Source organism: Streptomyces sp. NPDC102490 (assembly GCF_044765285.1).
Taxonomy (GTDB): domain Bacteria; phylum Actinomycetota; class Actinomycetes; order Streptomycetales; family Streptomycetaceae; genus Streptomyces.
In genome coordinates this window covers 472317-487230 of the sequence record NZ_JBIWJU010000003.1, presented here as the reverse complement: position 1 = coordinate 487230, position 14914 = coordinate 472317, and the positions used below count along the sequence as shown (strand labels likewise).

The following is a 14914-nucleotide window of genomic DNA, read 5'->3' as shown; positions in this document are numbered from 1 at the left end:
CACCTCCCGCACCACCGCACGAACGAGGAGCCATGTCGCACCCCAGCACCCCCACGGGCACCCCCACCGCCGCCCCCGCCCGCCGCCCCGTCATCGCCATCGCCGGGCTCGGCATCGAGTCGTCCACCTTCTCGCCCGCCCGCACCCGGGCCCCCGCCTTCCACCCCTCCCGCGGCCAGGAGGTACTGGACCGCTACCCCTTCCTCGCCGTCGGCGAGGAACTGCGCGAGGCGGCCGACTGGCACGGCGCCCTGGTCGGCAAGTCGCTGCCCGGCGGCACGGTCACCGCCGCGGCCTGGGAGGAACTCACCGGGGAACTCCTCACCCGGCTCGCCGCACTGCCCGCCCTGGACGGCCTCTGGTTCGACATCCACGGCGCCATGACCGTCGAGGGCATCGACGACGCCGAGGCCCTGCTCCTGGAGAAGGTGCGCGCCGTCGTCGGCGACGACGTGATCGTCTCCACCTCCATGGACCTGCACGGCAACGTCTCCCGCGCCCTCGTCCACCGCAGCGACCTGATCACCTGCTACCGGATGGCCCCGCACGAGGACCACATGGAGACCAAGGAACGCGCCGTCCGGAACCTCCTGGACCATCTCGCCTCCGGCGCCCCCCGCCCGCTGAAGGCGTGGGTGCCGGTCCCCGTCCTGCTGGCCGGCGAGCAGACCTCCACCCGGATCGAGCCCGCGAAGAGCGTGTACGGCGCCGTTCCCGAGGTCGAGGCGGAGGAGGGCGTCATCGACGCGGCGATCTGGGTCGGCTACGCCTGGGCGGACGAGCCCCGCAACCGGGCCGCGGTCGTCGTCACCGGGCACGACGAGCGGGCGGTGTCCGCAGGTGCCGAACGGCTGGCCCGCGGCTTCTGGGAAGCCCGCCACGACTTCGACTTCGTCGCCCCCACCGGCACCTTCGACGAGATCCTGGACGAGGCCCTGGCGGGCGGGCGGCGCCCGTACTACGTCAGCGACACCGGCGACAACCCGACCGCGGGCGGCGCCGGTGACGTGACCTGGGGCCTGACCCGGCTGCTGGCCCGGCCCGAGTTTCAGAAGGAGGACGGGCCGACCGTCCTGTACGCCTCGGTGCCGGGTCCGGAGGCCGTGCGGCACGCCGCCGCGGCGGGCGTCGGCGCCACCGTGACGGTGACGGCGGGCGCCGAGGTCGACGACCGGCACGCCGGTCCCGTCACCCTCACCGGCGTCGTGCACGCCGTCCGGCACGGGGACCGCGACGCCCGCACCGAGGTCGTGATACGCGTCGGCAGCGCGTACGTGATCCTCACCGAGCTGCGCAAGCCCTACCACCACGAGCACGACTTCACCGACCTGGACCTCGACCCGCGCGGCGCCGACATCGTCGTCGTGAAGATCGGCTACCTGGAGCCCGAGCTGTTCGCGATGGCCGCCGACTGGAAGATGGCCCTCACCCCGGGCGGCGTCGACCAGGACCTCGTCCGCCTCGGCCACCACCGCGTCCGCCGGCCCCTGTTCCCCTTCGACCCCGCCATGGCCGACCCGGACCTGACCGCCCGCCTGATCCCCGCCGCCGACCAGCCGCTGACCGGGGCCGACGAATGAGCGCCCGCCCCGGCCTGGAGATCGCCGTCGTGTCCCCGGCCGGTGCCCGCACCGCCCGCGAGCACGGGGCGGACCGCGTCGAACTGTGCACCGGACTCGAACTGGGCGGCCTGACCCCCTCCAACGCCGCCGTCGAGGCGGCCGTCGAGTCCGGTCCGCCCGTCCACGTCCTCGTCCGTTGCCGGCCCGGCGACTTCGCCTACGACGACGAGGAGGTCGCCCTGATGGCGGCCGAGGTGCGCGCCGCCCTGCGCGCGGGTGCCCGCGGCGTCGTCGTCGGGGCCCTCACCCCGGACGGCGCCCTCGACACCCACGCCCTCGCCGCGCTCGTCGGCGCCGCACGGGACACCGACCCCGCGGCGCAGGTCACCCTGCACCGGGCGGTGGACCAGGCGAGCGATCCGGTGGCCGCCGTCGCGGCGCTGCCGGGGCTCGGCATCACCCGCGTCCTGACCTCCGGCGGCGCGCCCACCGCGATCGAGGGCGCCGCCGTGCTCACCGCGATGGCCGCCGCGGCCCCCGGCGTCGACGTGGCCGCGGGCGGCGGGGTGCGGCCCGGCGACATCCCCGGTCTGCTGACGGCGGGCGCCACCTCGGTCCACCTGTCCGCCAAGTCCCGGGCCACACCCCGCCGCACGGCCGGCTGGGTCCCCCTCGGCGCCGGGGGCACGTCCGCCGAGGACGACACCCACTTCGTCACCGACGGCACGGTCGTCGCGGCGGCGAGGCGGGCGCTGGACGCGGCGGCCTCAGGACGGCAGCCGGAGGAGGTCCGGGACACCCCTCGGTGAACGGTCCCCGGGCCCGACCGGGACACTGGCACCGTGGACGCACTCGCCGGACTGCTGGAGGGCCCCCGGGCCCGGGGCGCCTTCATGATCCGCGCCTGTTTCGACCCGCCCTGGGCGGTGCGCGTCGAGGACCGGGCGCCGCTGACCGTGATGCTGATGGTCCGCGGCGACGCCTGGATCGTGCCGGACACGGGGGAGCGGCTGCGGCTGCGCGCCGGGGACCTGGCCATCGCGCGCGGCCCCGACCCGTACGTCTGCGCCGACGACCCCGGCACCGCCCCGCAGGCGGTGATCCTGCCGGGTGGCGCGTGCAGCTACCCCGACGGGCGCCCCCTCAACGGCTCGATGGACCTCGGCGTACGCACCTGGGGCGACCGCGCCGACGGCGAGGCGGTCCTCCTCATCGGCACCTATCTCGTCCGCGGCGAGATCGGCGGCCGGCTCCTCGACGCGCTGCCCCCGCTGCTGTCCCTCACCTCCGAGGACTGGGACAACCCCCTCACACCCCTGCTGATGACGGAGGTGACGCGGGACGAGCCGGGTCAGGAGGTGGTCCTGGACCGGCTCCTGGACCTGCTGGTCATCGCCGCGCTGCGGGCCTGGTTCGCCGGTCCGTCGGCCCAGGCCCCCGCCTGGTACCGGGCCCTGGGCGACCCGGTCGTCGGCCGGGCACTGCGGCTGCTCCAGGACGACCCGGCGCACCCCTGGACCGTCGCGTCCCTCGCCGCCAAGACCGGGGTGTCCCGCGCCGCGCTCGCCCGCCGCTTCACCGAGCTGGTCGGCGAACCGCCCATGGCATACCTCACCGGCTGGCGCCTCGCCCTGGCCGCCGACCGGCTGCGGGACGGCGAGGACACCCTCGCCGCGATCGCCCGCCGGGTCGGCTACGGCAGCGCGTTCGCGCTGTCCGCGGCGTTCAAGCGGGTGTACGGCGTGAGTCCGCAGGAGTACCGGACCGGGGGCCCGGGGTGACCTGACAGGAGGGTACGCGGAACGGGGCTGCCGGCCCGACCGGCGCGTTGCCGCGGGCGGGCGGGGGTGCGCTGCCCGGCGTTGCGGGGGTGCCGCTGCGCCCACCCGTGCACGTGCCGCCTGGGGGTACCTCCCAGGCCGCTCAGGCATGGGGGGAGGCACGACTGCCCGCAGCGGGGGCGACTGCCCGCGGCTGGGGCGGCGTCTCGTGCGCTGCCCGGCGTAACCTGGCACGCGTGTACGCGGAACGGGCGGCCCGGCTGACCGGCGCGGTGGTGTGGACCCACACCCCGACCGGGCCCGGCCCCGGACGCGTCCTCCCCGACGGCTGCATGGACCTGCTCTGGCACGACGGACGCCTCCTGGTCGCGGGCCCCGACACCCACGCCTACGTGACCGAGGGCGCTCCGGGCCCCTGGGCCGGCGTCCGCTTCCACCCCGGCACCGCGCCCACCCTGCTCGGCGTGCCCGCCGACGCCCTGCGCGACCGGCGCGTCGACCTCACCGACCTCTGGCCGGCCGCCCGCGCACGGCGCCTGGCCGCCCGGGTGAACGCGGCCCCCGACCCGGCGACCGGCCTGGAGGAGGCCGCGCTGTCCCGCGCCGCCGAGACCGGGCCGCCCGACCCGCTGCTGGTCCGGGTCGTCGCAGCCCTCGACGCGGGCCGCCCGGTCGCCGCGACGGCCGACGCGCTCGGCATCTCCGCCCGTGCGCTGCACCGCCGCTCCCTGGCGGCCTTCGGCTACGGCCCCAAGACGCTGGCCCGCGTACGGCGACTGCAACGGGCCCTCACCCTGGCCAGAGACGGCACGCCCCTCGCCGAGACGGCCGTCCGGACCGGCTTCGCCGACCAGGCGCATCTGGCCCGGGACGTGCGGGAACTGGCGGGTGCGACGCTGGTCGAGCTACTGCGCGGCTAGCGGCGCGAACAGGTCGACGCCGTGGCCGTCCGGGTCGTTGACGACGGCGTACCGCTGACCCCAGGGGGCGTCCCAGGGCTCGCGCTCGCCCTTGCACCCGGCGCCGGTCAACTCGGCGTAGAGGGCGTCCACTTCGGTCGGTGTGTCGCACAGCAGGGCGAGGGAGTGCCGCCCGCCACCGGCCGGCGGCTGCCAGCCGGGGGTGAACGAGCGGACGGAGTCCTCGGTGTCCAGGAGCAGCCGGATGCCGCCCGGCAGTCCGGCCTCGGCGTGCGGCTGTCCCTCGGAGCCCTCGGGGAAGGCGAAGCCGAGCCGGCGGTAGAAGGTCACGGAGGCGGCCATGTCGGAGACGACGAGGCCGATGGCGTCGAATCGTGCGGTCATGGGCTCACCGTAGGCGGGGCGTGCGAGCCCGGTCTTGAAGAAAACGGACACCCGGCCGCCGCGCGCCTCAGATGCTCCTCAAGTCCGTTGAACGGCACGGGGTGTCCCGTCGATCATGGCCGCATGTTCGGACGACTCGCCCCACCGGAACTCAACGTCCTCGTCCTGCGCGACACGGACGTAGTCGCCCACCGCATCCGTCAGGCGCTCGCCGAGGCGACGCCGGAGGAACGGCCCGGACTGGAGCGCGCCGCCGCCCTGATCGAGCAGGCCGCCGCGGAGCCCGACGCGGCGCTGTTCGCCCGCTGGGTCCACGAACGCCTCGCCGCGGCCGGGCACGAGGGCCCCGTCGACTCCGTCCGGGCCGTCAAGACCCTGCGCGAGGCGGCCCCCGGACTCAGCCTGCGCCAGGCCGTGAAGCTGACGAAGGACGCCGCCGCCCACCAGCCCTAGTACTGCTTCGTCAGGTGGGTGAACGAGCCGTGGATGACGGGTGCCTTCGTCTACTCGGAGACGTTCTGGGCCTTTGACCGCGTCGGCCTGTGTGCCCCCTGAAACCCCGCAACCCCAAGCCCTGTCGGCGGCGGCCGACCACAGAGTGCTCCGTGGTCGGCCGCCGCCGTGGGGCTCGTCCGGCCGTACAGCCGTATGGCCGGGAGTGGGGTGTCAGGTGAAGGGCAGAGGGTCCGGCAGGAGCCAGGTGGCCGCCGCCGCTCCACTCACCAGGGCCGTCGCCCAGCCCACCCAGGGGCGCCCGGAGAGGGCCCGGGCCGCGTGCGCGGCCTCGGAGGTGACGACCACGCCGCAGACCAGCGCCAGGAACAGGTCGTCCCAGGCCGCCTCCGGCCGGCCGATGACGAGCCAGCCCGCCGCGCATCCCGCGAGGCCCACGGCCATGTACGGCCACGGCGCGTACTTCGCCGGGTCCGGCACGGCGCGTACGCGGTGCGTCAGGATCAGGACGATGTCCGCGACGATCGCCGCTATCGCAATCACTGGTCCTCCATGATCAGAACTTGCATGCCTTCTTCAGAGCCGGGATGCCCAGCAGGGCCGCGACCGCCTTACGGTGCGCCGACGTCAGCTTGCGGCGCTTGGCGTAGGTCTGGATCAGCTTCGCGGTCTTCTTGACCCCGATCTTCTTCACCAGCTTCACCGCGGTCAGGACCCGCTTGGAGCTGCCCGCCGGCGTGAAGGTGAAGATGAACCCCGACACCGCCAGCGCGCACTTGGCGATCTTCTTCGTGGTGGACCACCAGGAGGGGTCGATCACGATCGGGAAGGCGCTGTTCGCGTCGAAGTCGACGTGCTGGACCAGCTTGTCGCCGACGACCTTGTAGGCGGTCGGCACGTCATGGCCGGCGGCGTCCTTGGCCCAGGGGGCGTCGAAGAATCCGGCGGCGTCCGAGGAGGGCGCCTTCTCGGCGTTCTCGTCACCCGCGGCGTAGAGCGAGACCGAGCCGTCGTCGTGCGTCACGGCCTTCATCCCGGCGGGGATGGTGAAGCCGGTCTCGTAGTCGTGCGGCGCGCTGCCTTCCTTGAGGATGTTCAGCGTGCGCGAGCCCCCGTCGACGGTGGGCTGTACGACGGTGTCGACCGGCCCGGACGACGTGTAGACGACGTTGCCGCCGACCTGGGTGCCCTTGGTGCCTGCCGCGGGGATGGTCAGCTTGTTGGGCATCAGGTCGTTGCGGATGTCGATGGCGTTGTTCCTGCCGTCCCAGGGAACGGAGACCACGTTGTCCTCGGTGACCGCGATGGCGGCGTAGGAGGAGTCCGACGAGGTCGCGGCGGTGACGTCCGCGGCGTCGGAGTAGGTGTTCGCCAGGCCGAGGGCGTGCTCGGCCGCCGTCGGCTTCCACGCTGTGTCGACGGTGAAGCGCACCGGGTCGGACCAGCCGTTGGCGTAGTGCGTGCCGTCGTAGGCGGTGGTGCGGAAACTGTAGGTGTGGCCGGACATGAGCTTGCCCGCCGGGACCTTCACCTGCGAGGTGCTGTTGGCCGGCACCGGGGCCGCGTTGACGGTCGTGACGACCTTGCCGGTCGCGGTGTCGGTGATCTCGTACGTCCCGGTGATCTCGTCCTCGCCGTTGGTGTCCACGGTGGAGAACCGCAGGACGGGCGTGGTGGTGTTCACCCGGAAGATGCCACCGGACGAGATGAAGGGCGCGCCCGCCTGGAGGTTCGCCCCGTTGTACGGGCGGTAGTTGTACGTCACCTCCAGGGTCGGAATCTGGTTCTCGTCGACGGCGTTGGCGGACTGGAACCGCTTCCAGCCGTACGTGTCGGACTCGTCGGTGGCCTTCAGCGCCAGGGAGCCGGTCTCCGCCCGGGCGGAGGACCAGGTCTGCGCCAGTTTGGTGATGTCGGCAGTGACCCAGCCCGCGTTGTTGCAGCTCGCCGACCTGGTCTCGGTGGAGGTGGCGATCTTCTCCAACATCGCGGGCTGCTTCGTCCACCGGGTGTTGGTGTCGGCGGCTCCCGCCGACCACACCTCCCAGGGGCGCTTCTCGCACGACCAGGAGTGGTAGTTCCACAGCTTCAGCGACGCCTTGGACACCAGCGCGTCGGCGAAGTTCGCAGTGCGGAAGGTCAGGAACGACCGCGCGACGCGCTTGATCGTGCCCTCCTTGTCACCGGGCCAGCCCACCTTGAGGTCGGTGCTCGCGGACTGGTCGGTGGTGTCGCCGCCCTGCACGAAGGTGTCGAAGAGCGTGTCGAGGGCGTCCGTCGCCGGGTCGATGGTGACGGGGTACCGGGTGCCGGGGGCGGCGAGCCAGTCGGTGTCCGGGTGCAGGGCGAGCTGCACGGTGGCGCCAGACTGGGTGACGTCCATGGCGACGCGCCTGCGGTTGACGTGCTCCCCGGAGCGCGGGTCCACCTGGCTGTCCCACATCGTGGGGGCCGGCATCGTCGCGACGGTCTCGCCGGAGTCGTCCACGAAGTCGACGCCGCCGCCGGTGGCCACCTTGGCGGTCATGCCCTCGGGCAGCACGATTGGCAGCACCAGGGGTGCGCCGCCGCGCGGCGCCCGCCGCAGCTCGAGGAACTGCTCGAAGCCGGTACGGGTGGCCTCGACGACCAGGTCGCCGCCGGGGACGGCGTTCTCGTAGGTGGCGGTGTGGCCGGACAGCCGCGGTGCGGGCAGGCCACCCTTCCACTGGACGGCGATCCGCTCGTCGCCGCTGCCGAGGGTGACCAGGTCGCGGGCCTGCGTCCGCGGTGAGGCGGCGGCGCTGCGCAGCGAGGGTGCCGGGGTTCCGCCCTTCCCGGCCAGGGCGAGCCCCTGGGGGTGCGCCTTCGCGACGACGTCACCGTCGGCCTTGCGGCGGAGGTCGACGTCGACGTCCGTCCAGCGCCCGTCCTTGAGCATCCGGACGGGCGCCACGGAGGTCTCACGGGTGAGGGTGCCGTCGGGGTTGGCGAAGACGGTGTCTGTCTCGGTGCGCATCTGCAGGACCTCGACCCGGTGGTCCTGCATCCGCGCGGCGGTCTGTGCCGCGTCGACGCTCTCGGCTTCGGCGATCGGGTGTGTCCTGAGCTGGTCGACCGCCTCCAGCAGCCCGGAGACGGCGCGCTCCGCCTCGGTGTCCCCGGGACTGGTCCCACCGGCCGCGACGGCGACGTGGGGCGTGGCCAGGAGCACGGCGGTGGCGGCCAGCATGGCTATGCCCGCGGCATGCCAGGTGGTTCTCATGTGCGTACTTTCCATGGTCTCGGCACACGACCCGCCGATGTCGTTCCCCCCGGCGGGTCAGGCCGCAAATGATCTTTGAGCGGCGTAATGGAAACACATGTCCTACGAAAATAGCCACTTCGCCCTCTGAACCGGACATCCGCGACGTACTGCATCGAAGGGGCACGGTCCTCAACGGGCCGTACCGCGCCCCGACTTGCGGCTTGTCCCGCCCTCAGATGCAGGGCCCCCACCGGCGTTCCAGGGTGTCGTACATGTACCCGCGCACCCGGCCTACGGTCGAGTGCCGTCGACGGCGAAGGCCAGTTCGACGGCGCCCGTTTCTGGAAGGCGCTGGTGGTCGGGAAGCGAGCGGTACAGCTTTTCGGCGCCCCGTGCCTCGGTGAGGGCGTCTTCGTGGCGGGCTTGGCCGTTGAGGCTGCGAGCCGGACCGAGTCGCAGGACCAAGGACATCGGGTCGCGCTCGCCATGGGCGGCCAGGGCCTCGCGGGCGAGCGCCTCCGCCTCCTGGTGTCGCCCCTGCGCAATGAGGGCGAAGACCAGTCCGTTTCGGGCCCGCTGCCAGGCGTGCCATCTCCGCCCGGTTCCGCGCACCGCGGCCCGGGTGACGGCAGCACATTCCGCCTCGCACCCGGCGTGCCGGCCCGGCGAGGTCATCTGCTGGGCGCGGTCCGAGCGCAACTTCAAGGTCAGCCAGTGATCGGCTCCGAATATCCTGCCGAAGACGGGCAGCGCTTCGTCATAGGTGGCGAGAGCCTCGGTGTGGCGGCCTTGGACACCCGTCGCGATCGCGGCGATGTTCAGCGCCACGGCCCCGTACACATCGTCGCGTGGCCGCGATCGACTCGCAGTCCGGGCTTCGGCTTCCGCCTCGGCGTAACGCCCGGCCTCATAAAGGGCCTTGGCCTCAGCCACAGGTGTTCCCGTCATTCGTTCGGCGCCGCTTCGGCCGCGCGACCGGAAGAGGCTCCTGCCCGGGAGCATACGGATGCCGCACAGGCTGCTCGGCGCGCGGCCAGGCCCCACCGAAGCCGCCCCCCGGGGGGAACACCCGTACGGCAGGATGACCGCATGATTCGTCACGCGCGTGTCCTGCCGGTGCTGGTGCTGGCCCCGCTGCTGCTCACCGCCTGCGGTTCCGAGAAGGCGGGCGACCCCGGTCCGTCCGCCTCCGCCGCCGGTCCGGCCGCGGCCCCCGGCACCGGCGAACTCGCCTCCCGCGCCCAGGCGATGGGCGTGGCCCCCGAGCTGGTCTACGTCATCGAGGCGCCGGGCTTCAGCCTCGCCCAGCAGTCCGTCGGTGTCCTCGGCGACGACGGCTTCTCCGCCACCTGGGTCGAAGGCGGGACCAACGCGCTGCTACGGCTCGCCGTCGACCGGGGCACCCTCACGGCCGACACCTGCGCCGAGCAGCCCGTCGGCGACATGTCCGGCGAGCACACCACCTGCGAGCGCGACGGCAGCGCCTGGTACCGCACCGGCGCCGGACGCCAGGAGTACGCGCTGCCCGAGGAGGGGCACGTCGTGCGCGTGTCCGCCGAGACGGACGCCGTACCGCGCGACGTCCTGCGCGCGGCCGCCCTCGCCGCCCACCGCCCCGACGCCGCCGAGACCGACGCACTCCTGCCCTCGGTCGCACCCGCGCCCGCCACGCCGGTCGAGCGCGGCGACCTGCCCCGGTTCGGCGACGGGGCCCCCGACAACCACGTGGGCGAGGGTGGCTGACCCGGCTCGCGGCACCGGCGGGCCGCGCTAGGCGAGGCCCGGCGGTGCCGTGCTCGCCCGGCGCACCAGGCGCGTCGAGAGTTCCGTGCGGGTGCTCTCCGGGTGGTGGCCGTCCATCATGCGCAGCAGCAGGCGCAGCGCGGTGGCCGCCATCTCCGACAGGGGCTGGCGGACCGTGGTCAGCGCGGGGGTGGCCCAGCGCGCCTCGGGCAGGTCGTCGAAACCGACCACGCTCATGTCCCGGGGCACCGTCAGGCCCCGCTCGGCCAGCGCCTCGTAGACGCCGAGGGCCATCACGTCCGAGCAGACGAACACGGCCGTCGGAGGGACGGGCAGATCCAGCAGCTCCCGCATGCGACGGCGGGCGGCGGCCCGGTCGAGACCGGCGTGGCGGACGTACTCGGGACGGTGGCGCACTCCCGCCGCCGCGAGTGCGGAGCGGTACCCGGCGACCCGGGCGCCGCCGCACTGCCCGCGCCGCGGCCCGGCGACGACGGCGATGCGTTCGTGGCCGAGGCCCAGCAGGTGCTCGGTCGCCGTCACCCCGCCCTGCCAGTCCGCCGCGCCCACCGAGACCACGCCGGGTGGCGGTTCCACGGCCGGGTCGATCAGCACGAACGGGATGCGGTGCCGCGCCAGCCAGGCGTACTGGGCGGCGGTCAACTCGGCCAGGTGGAACAGGACGCCGGAGGTGCCGCGGACCACGAGCCTGTCCAGCCAAGCGCCTTCGGGCCGCGGCTCCTCGAAGGCCCCGGAGGAGCGGGGCCGGTTCAGGCCCGCCGAGACCACGACCTCCAGACCCGCGTCGTACGCCGCCTCCTCCACGCCGTGCAGTACGGCGCCCGACCGGGAACTCTCCAGGGATCGCACGACGAGGTCGACCAGCCGGGGCCCCCGTGCGGTGTCGAACCGGGGGCGGCGGACATAGCCGAGGCGGTCCAGCGCCTCCACGACCCGGCGCCGGGTGTCGGGGGCCACGTCCTCGCGCCCGTTGACCACCTTGGACGCGGTCGGCACCGAGACCCCCGCCGCCCGGGCCACCACCGCCAGCGTCGGCCCGGCCGACGTGCCCTCACGCGCCGTTCCGACCATCGGTCGATCACCTCTCCGGCCCGTCCGGGCCCAGGATAGAAAGCGCTTCCTATCCTAGGTTCACGGTGCCACGGCGGGAAGAGCAGGGTGTCGGGGCAGTTGGGACAGTGGTGGGGCCGCCGACGCGGGAGGGACGTGCCCGCCCGTGCGGACGCTGACGGCGCCGCTACGCCGTGAAGGCCGCCACCGTGTCCAGCCCGGCCTGCCGCAGCGTCCGGTGGACGGCCGGGCGGGCACCCCGCACGGTGAGGGCGACCGGCTCCGGCGTCCGGGTCACCGTCCGCAGCAGCGCGTAGGCGCAGGCCAGGTCGATGTGGTCCAGGGCGCTCATCTCCAGGGTCCAGGCCCCCGGCGCCCGCAGCCGCGGGTCGAGCAGCAGCTCCTCCAGCACGCGCAGCGCGGGGGCGTCCAGGTCCCCGGAAAAGGCCAGCACCGCGTGCCGCTCGTCGGCCTCGGCGATCCTCACGGGTGCGTCCGTCACGACAGCCTCCTCGGTGCGCGGTACCTGCGTGGCATGCGTGGTGTCCATTGTCCCCCAGCCGTGGCCGCGGCGGCGTCCCCGGAATAGATCCGGACGGCGGGACGCTGTGCTGTGCGCGGTACGAGAGTGCGGCGAAGGGCTGGTGGGCGCATGCGGTCAAGCCAGACGAACCCCGTGGCCAGGACGGTCCACGGGGCGGTACGCGGCAGGTACGAGCACGGTGTCGCCGTGTTCCGGGGCATCCCCTACGCGGCGCCCCCCTTCGGACCGGGCCGCTTCCGCCCGCCCCTGCCGCCCGAGCCCTGGGACGGCGTCCGCGACGCGGGTTCCTTCGGCCCCACGGCCCCGAAACCGCCGTACTCCGAGGCCTTCGCCCGCTACCTTTCCGATCCGGTGATCGACGGCGACGACTGCCTCAACCTCAACGTCTGGACGCCCGAGCCCGGCCCCGGCGCCCGCCTGCCGGTCCTGGTCTGGCTGCACGGCGGCGCGCTGACCAGGGGCTCCTCCGCCGTACCGGTCTACGACGGCAGCACCTTCGCCCGGGACGGCGTGGTCTGCGTGTCGATCAACTACCGGCTGGGCGTGGAGGGCTACGGACTGTTCCCGGACGCCCCCGCCAACGCCGGCCTGCGCGACCAGATCGCCGCGCTCCAGTGGGTGTGGGACTCCATCGCGGCCTTCGGCGGCGACCCCGACCGGGTCACCGTCGCCGGCCAGTCCGCGGGCGCCATCAGCACCGGCGCGCTCCTCGCCGCACCGCGGGCGCAGGGCCTGTTCCGGCGGGCCGTGCTCCAGAGCGGCGCTCCCGAGGCCACCGACCGCGACAAGGTGCGGCGCATGGTCCGCCGCATGGCCGCCCGCCTGAGGATTCCCGCCACCGCCGCGGCCTTCGCCGCCGCCGACCGGGCCCAGCTGCTGCGGGCCCAGGCCGAGGTGGGCAGATTCAGCAGCCCCGTCCTCGGCGGCCCCGGCTTCGGCCTCGTCGTCGACGGCGACGTGCTGCCCCGCGACCCGCTGGAGGCGCTCCTCGACGGCGACGCGGCACCGGGCGTCGACCTCCTGATGGGCTGGACCCGCGACGAGTACCGGCTCTGGCTGGTCCCCGGCGGCCTCCTCGAACGCGTCGACCGGCTCGGCGCGGTGGCCCTCGCGGGTGCCCGCGCCCGCTGCCGCTGCGGCAACGAGGTGGTACGCGGCTACCGCGCGCTGCGCCCCGACGCGGGGGCGGCCGAGATCGTGGGCCAGCTGGTCACCGACCACCTGCTGCGCATCCCGATGCACCGCCTCGCCGACGCGCGGCCCGCCTCCTCGCATGTCTACGAGTTCGCCTGGCCGTCCAACCTGCCCGGCCTCGGCGCCTGCCACGCCCTGGAGCTGGGCTTCGTCTTCGACTCCGGCGACGGCCCCGACGCGCGCCGGCTCGCCGGCGAGGGGGCGCCGCAGGAGCTGGCCGACGCGATGCACGGGGCGTGGGTGCGGTTCGTGGAGACCGGCGACCCCGGCTGGGAGGCATGGGACGCCACGCATCCCGTCCGGGTCTTCGGCGACGGCGCCCCGCACACGGCCCACGGCCCGCTGGACGCCGAGTACGACCTGTGGAAGGCGGACGTCACCACGCCCCGGGTAACGCGGCCCAGGCGCCTGGTCCGGCGCTGAGGTGTCCCCGAGGGGCACGTGCGGCTGCCCCGGAGTCCTTCACGGAATCTCCTCGAACAACTGTCCGCGCGCCGCCGGTCGGCGACGCGCGGACAGCTGTCGGGAGAGGGGGTGACGGGTCAGGCCCAGCAGCCGTTCACGGTCGCGGCGAGTCCGTCCATGGCGTCCTTGATGTCGCTCGGGGCGGCCGTGGAGTTGTTCTCGATGAAGGAGAAGATCCGCCAGTCGCCGTCATCGGTCCGCGTGACGCCGCTCAGGGCGACGGCGCCGGTGAGCGTGCCGGTCTTCGCGTGCACCTTGCCGACGGCGCACTGGGAGTTCGGGTCGTCGAAGCGTCCCCACTCCGGGCCGAGGCTGGCCCCGGCCTCGCCCGCGACCGGCAGTCCCTCCAGGATCGAACCCAGGGCGGGGGACTCCGTGATCGCGTCGAGGAGCTGCGCCAGGGTCGCGGCCGGGATGCGGTCGGCGCGGGAGAGGCCGCTGCCGTCGTGCAGCTCGAAGTTGTCCAGGGAGATGCCGTACGAGCTGAGCACCTGGCGGACCAGCTCGACGCCGCCCTCGAAGGTGGCCGGCTTGCCCAGCTCCACGGCGGTCATCCGCAGCAGGGTCTCGGCGATGTTGTTGTCGCTGGTCTTCAGCATCTTCTTGACGATGTCCGACAGCGGCGCCGACTTGTGCTGCACCACCGGTACGTCGGACTGCTTCGCCGTCGCGCGGGCGACCTCGCCGGTGACGGTGACGCCCTGCGCGGCGAGCTTCTTCGCGAAGACCTTGCCCGCGTCGATGGACGTGTCCTGGACGGCGGCACCGTCGACGACGAGGGACCGGACCGGGGCGATCTCGGTGGGGTAGTAGCCCTCGTTCCAGCCCTCGGCGAGGCTCGGGTCGGCGAACAGGCTGTCGTCCACCCGGACCTGGACGTCGGTCCGGCCCGCCGCCTTGAGTCCGTCGGCGGCGGTCCTGGCCAGCTCGGCGACGTCCTCGCTGGTGAGGGTGCGGTCACCGCCGCCGACGAGGGTGAGGGTGCCCTCGCCGTACACGACCTTGGTGGTGAACTCGTGCTGCGCGCCCAGCAGCGTCAGGGCGGTGGTGGCCGTGGCGAGTTTGGCGTTGGAGGCCGGCATGAGGGCGGTGGCGCCGTTGTGGTCCCACAGGGCGGTGTCCGAGTCGGCGTCGAGCACGACGCCGCTGACGTCGGTGCCCAGGCGCTTGTCGGCGAGGCGCTCGTTGAGGTTCTCGACCAGCTGCGCGTCGTCGGCGGCGAGGTCGTCGACCGAGACGCCCTGCGTCTGCGGGGTGGTGTCGTCGGCGGCGAAGGCGGAGGTGCCGGCCAGCGTGGCGGAGGCCACGGGCACGGCCATCGCGAGCACGAGGGCCCGGCGTGCGCCGATGCGGCTCACTCTCGCCCTGCGATGCCTGCGCCGTCCGCCCGGGGCGAAGGTGTTCGTGGGGGTTTCGTCTGGCGTACCAGTCATGAAGTGAAATCCAAAGATCGGTTACTTCTTCTGTGGGGGTGAAGCGTCGGGCACGCTACCAGCCGTCATATGAAGGGCTGGGAAGAAAATTGACAGAGTGTGAAAGTCCTGCGACCGCATGACGGGACGGTTGTCCGA

General features: G+C 73.8%; 14 protein-coding genes. 7 read left to right on the top strand and 7 right to left on the bottom strand.

What is annotated here, in order from left to right; all coding sequences use genetic code 11:
- Positions 1–32: 32 nt before the first annotated feature.
- From ACIRGB_RS08800 to ACIRGB_RS08785, 4 genes are all read left to right on the top strand, one after another.
- A complete protein-coding gene (locus ACIRGB_RS08800; protein ID WP_403860369.1) occupies positions 33–1580 on the top strand; it encodes a M81 family metallopeptidase in 1548 nt (515 codons plus the stop codon).
- Positions 1577–2371: a copper homeostasis protein CutC gene (locus ACIRGB_RS08795; RefSeq protein WP_403860366.1), complete on the top strand. Its 795-nt coding sequence runs from the start codon at positions 1577–1579 to the stop codon at positions 2369–2371. Before ACIRGB_RS08800 ends, ACIRGB_RS08795 begins: the two co-directional genes overlap by 4 nt.
- 33 nt (positions 2372–2404) lie before the next feature.
- Entirely contained in the window at positions 2405–3343 is a 939-nt protein-coding gene (locus ACIRGB_RS08790) for an AraC family transcriptional regulator (protein WP_403860362.1), read from the top strand.
- Between the two features lie 236 nt (positions 3344–3579).
- A complete protein-coding gene (locus ACIRGB_RS08785) occupies positions 3580–4263 on the top strand; it encodes a helix-turn-helix domain-containing protein (protein WP_403860359.1) in 684 nt (227 codons plus the stop codon).
- On the opposite strand, the gene ACIRGB_RS08780 is transcribed toward ACIRGB_RS08785, so the two are convergent.
- Positions 4249–4647, bottom strand: coding sequence for a VOC family protein (locus ACIRGB_RS08780; RefSeq protein WP_403860356.1), 399 nt, complete (start codon positions 4645–4647; stop codon positions 4249–4251). The genes ACIRGB_RS08785 and ACIRGB_RS08780 overlap by 15 nt on opposite strands.
- A gap of 123 nt (positions 4648–4770) precedes the next feature.
- On the opposite strand from ACIRGB_RS08780, the gene ACIRGB_RS08775 reads away from it, so the two are divergent.
- A complete protein-coding gene (locus tag ACIRGB_RS08775) occupies positions 4771–5100 on the top strand; it encodes a hypothetical protein (protein ID WP_403860353.1) in 330 nt (109 codons plus the stop codon).
- Between the two features lie 213 nt (positions 5101–5313).
- Here the strand turns inward: ACIRGB_RS08775 and ACIRGB_RS08770 are convergent, their stop codons facing one another.
- From ACIRGB_RS08770 to ACIRGB_RS08760, 3 genes are all read right to left on the bottom strand, one after another.
- On the bottom strand, positions 5314–5643 hold the full coding sequence (locus ACIRGB_RS08770; RefSeq protein ID WP_403860350.1) for a hypothetical protein: 330 nt from the start codon (positions 5641–5643) through the stop codon (positions 5314–5316).
- Positions 5644–5656: 13 nt separating this feature from the next.
- A complete protein-coding gene (locus ACIRGB_RS08765) occupies positions 5657–8344 on the bottom strand; it encodes a DNRLRE domain-containing protein (protein ID WP_403860347.1) in 2688 nt (895 codons plus the stop codon).
- Between the two features lie 273 nt (positions 8345–8617).
- Positions 8618–9259 carry a tetratricopeptide repeat protein gene (locus tag ACIRGB_RS08760; RefSeq protein ID WP_403860344.1) on the bottom strand — a complete coding sequence of 214 codons (642 nt, stop codon included), beginning with the start codon at positions 9257–9259 and terminating at the stop codon, positions 8618–8620.
- 156 nt (positions 9260–9415) lie between these two features.
- On the opposite strand from ACIRGB_RS08760, the gene ACIRGB_RS08755 reads away from it, so the two are divergent.
- Positions 9416–10069, top strand: coding sequence for a hypothetical protein (locus ACIRGB_RS08755; protein WP_403860341.1), 654 nt, complete (start codon positions 9416–9418; stop codon positions 10067–10069).
- 27 nt (positions 10070–10096) lie between these two features.
- Here ACIRGB_RS08755 and ACIRGB_RS08750 read toward each other — a convergent pair whose 3' ends face one another.
- Both ACIRGB_RS08750 and ACIRGB_RS08745 read right to left on the bottom strand, forming a co-directional pair.
- The gene (locus ACIRGB_RS08750; RefSeq protein ID WP_403860339.1) at positions 10097–11161 is read right to left on the bottom strand and encodes a LacI family DNA-binding transcriptional regulator; all 1065 of its coding nucleotides are present in this window, start codon (positions 11159–11161) and stop codon (positions 10097–10099) included.
- Between the two features lie 166 nt (positions 11162–11327).
- Positions 11328–11642 (bottom strand): STAS domain-containing protein, encoded by a 315-nt coding sequence (locus ACIRGB_RS08745; RefSeq protein WP_403860336.1) that lies wholly within the window; start codon positions 11640–11642, stop codon positions 11328–11330.
- Positions 11643–11792: 150 nt separating this feature from the next.
- Here ACIRGB_RS08745 and ACIRGB_RS08740 point away from each other — a divergent pair, with 150 nt between their 5' ends.
- A complete protein-coding gene (locus ACIRGB_RS08740) occupies positions 11793–13301 on the top strand; it encodes a carboxylesterase/lipase family protein (protein ID WP_403860333.1) in 1509 nt (502 codons plus the stop codon).
- Between the two features lie 119 nt (positions 13302–13420).
- On the opposite strand, the gene dacB is transcribed toward ACIRGB_RS08740, so the two are convergent.
- Positions 13421–14776 carry a D-alanyl-D-alanine carboxypeptidase/D-alanyl-D-alanine-endopeptidase gene (gene dacB / locus ACIRGB_RS08735; RefSeq protein WP_403860330.1) on the bottom strand — a complete coding sequence of 452 codons (1356 nt, stop codon included), beginning with the start codon at positions 14774–14776 and terminating at the stop codon, positions 13421–13423.
- Positions 14777–14914 lie beyond the last annotated feature (138 nt).

Bases quoted from the DNA above. Each gene is read 5' to 3' on its own strand.
- ACIRGB_RS08780 (WP_403860356.1), bottom strand. From the start codon at position 4,647: ATGACCGCACGATTCGACGCCATCGGCCTCGTCGTCTCCGACATGGCC.
- ACIRGB_RS08800 (WP_403860369.1), top strand. From the start codon at position 33: ATGTCGCACCCCAGCACCCCCACGGGCACCCCCACCGCCGCCCCCGCC.
- ACIRGB_RS08755 (WP_403860341.1), top strand. From the start codon at position 9,416: ATGATTCGTCACGCGCGTGTCCTGCCGGTGCTGGTGCTGGCCCCGCTG.
- ACIRGB_RS08740 (WP_403860333.1), top strand. From the start codon at position 11,793: ATGCGGTCAAGCCAGACGAACCCCGTGGCCAGGACGGTCCACGGGGCG.
- dacB (WP_403860330.1), bottom strand. From the start codon at position 14,776: ATGACTGGTACGCCAGACGAAACCCCCACGAACACCTTCGCCCCGGGC.
- ACIRGB_RS08750 (WP_403860339.1), bottom strand. From the start codon at position 11,161: ATGGTCGGAACGGCGCGTGAGGGCACGTCGGCCGGGCCGACGCTGGCG.
- ACIRGB_RS08775 (WP_403860353.1), top strand. From the start codon at position 4,771: ATGTTCGGACGACTCGCCCCACCGGAACTCAACGTCCTCGTCCTGCGC.
- ACIRGB_RS08765 (WP_403860347.1), bottom strand. From the start codon at position 8,344: ATGAGAACCACCTGGCATGCCGCGGGCATAGCCATGCTGGCCGCCACC.
- ACIRGB_RS08795 (WP_403860366.1), top strand. From the start codon at position 1,577: ATGAGCGCCCGCCCCGGCCTGGAGATCGCCGTCGTGTCCCCGGCCGGT.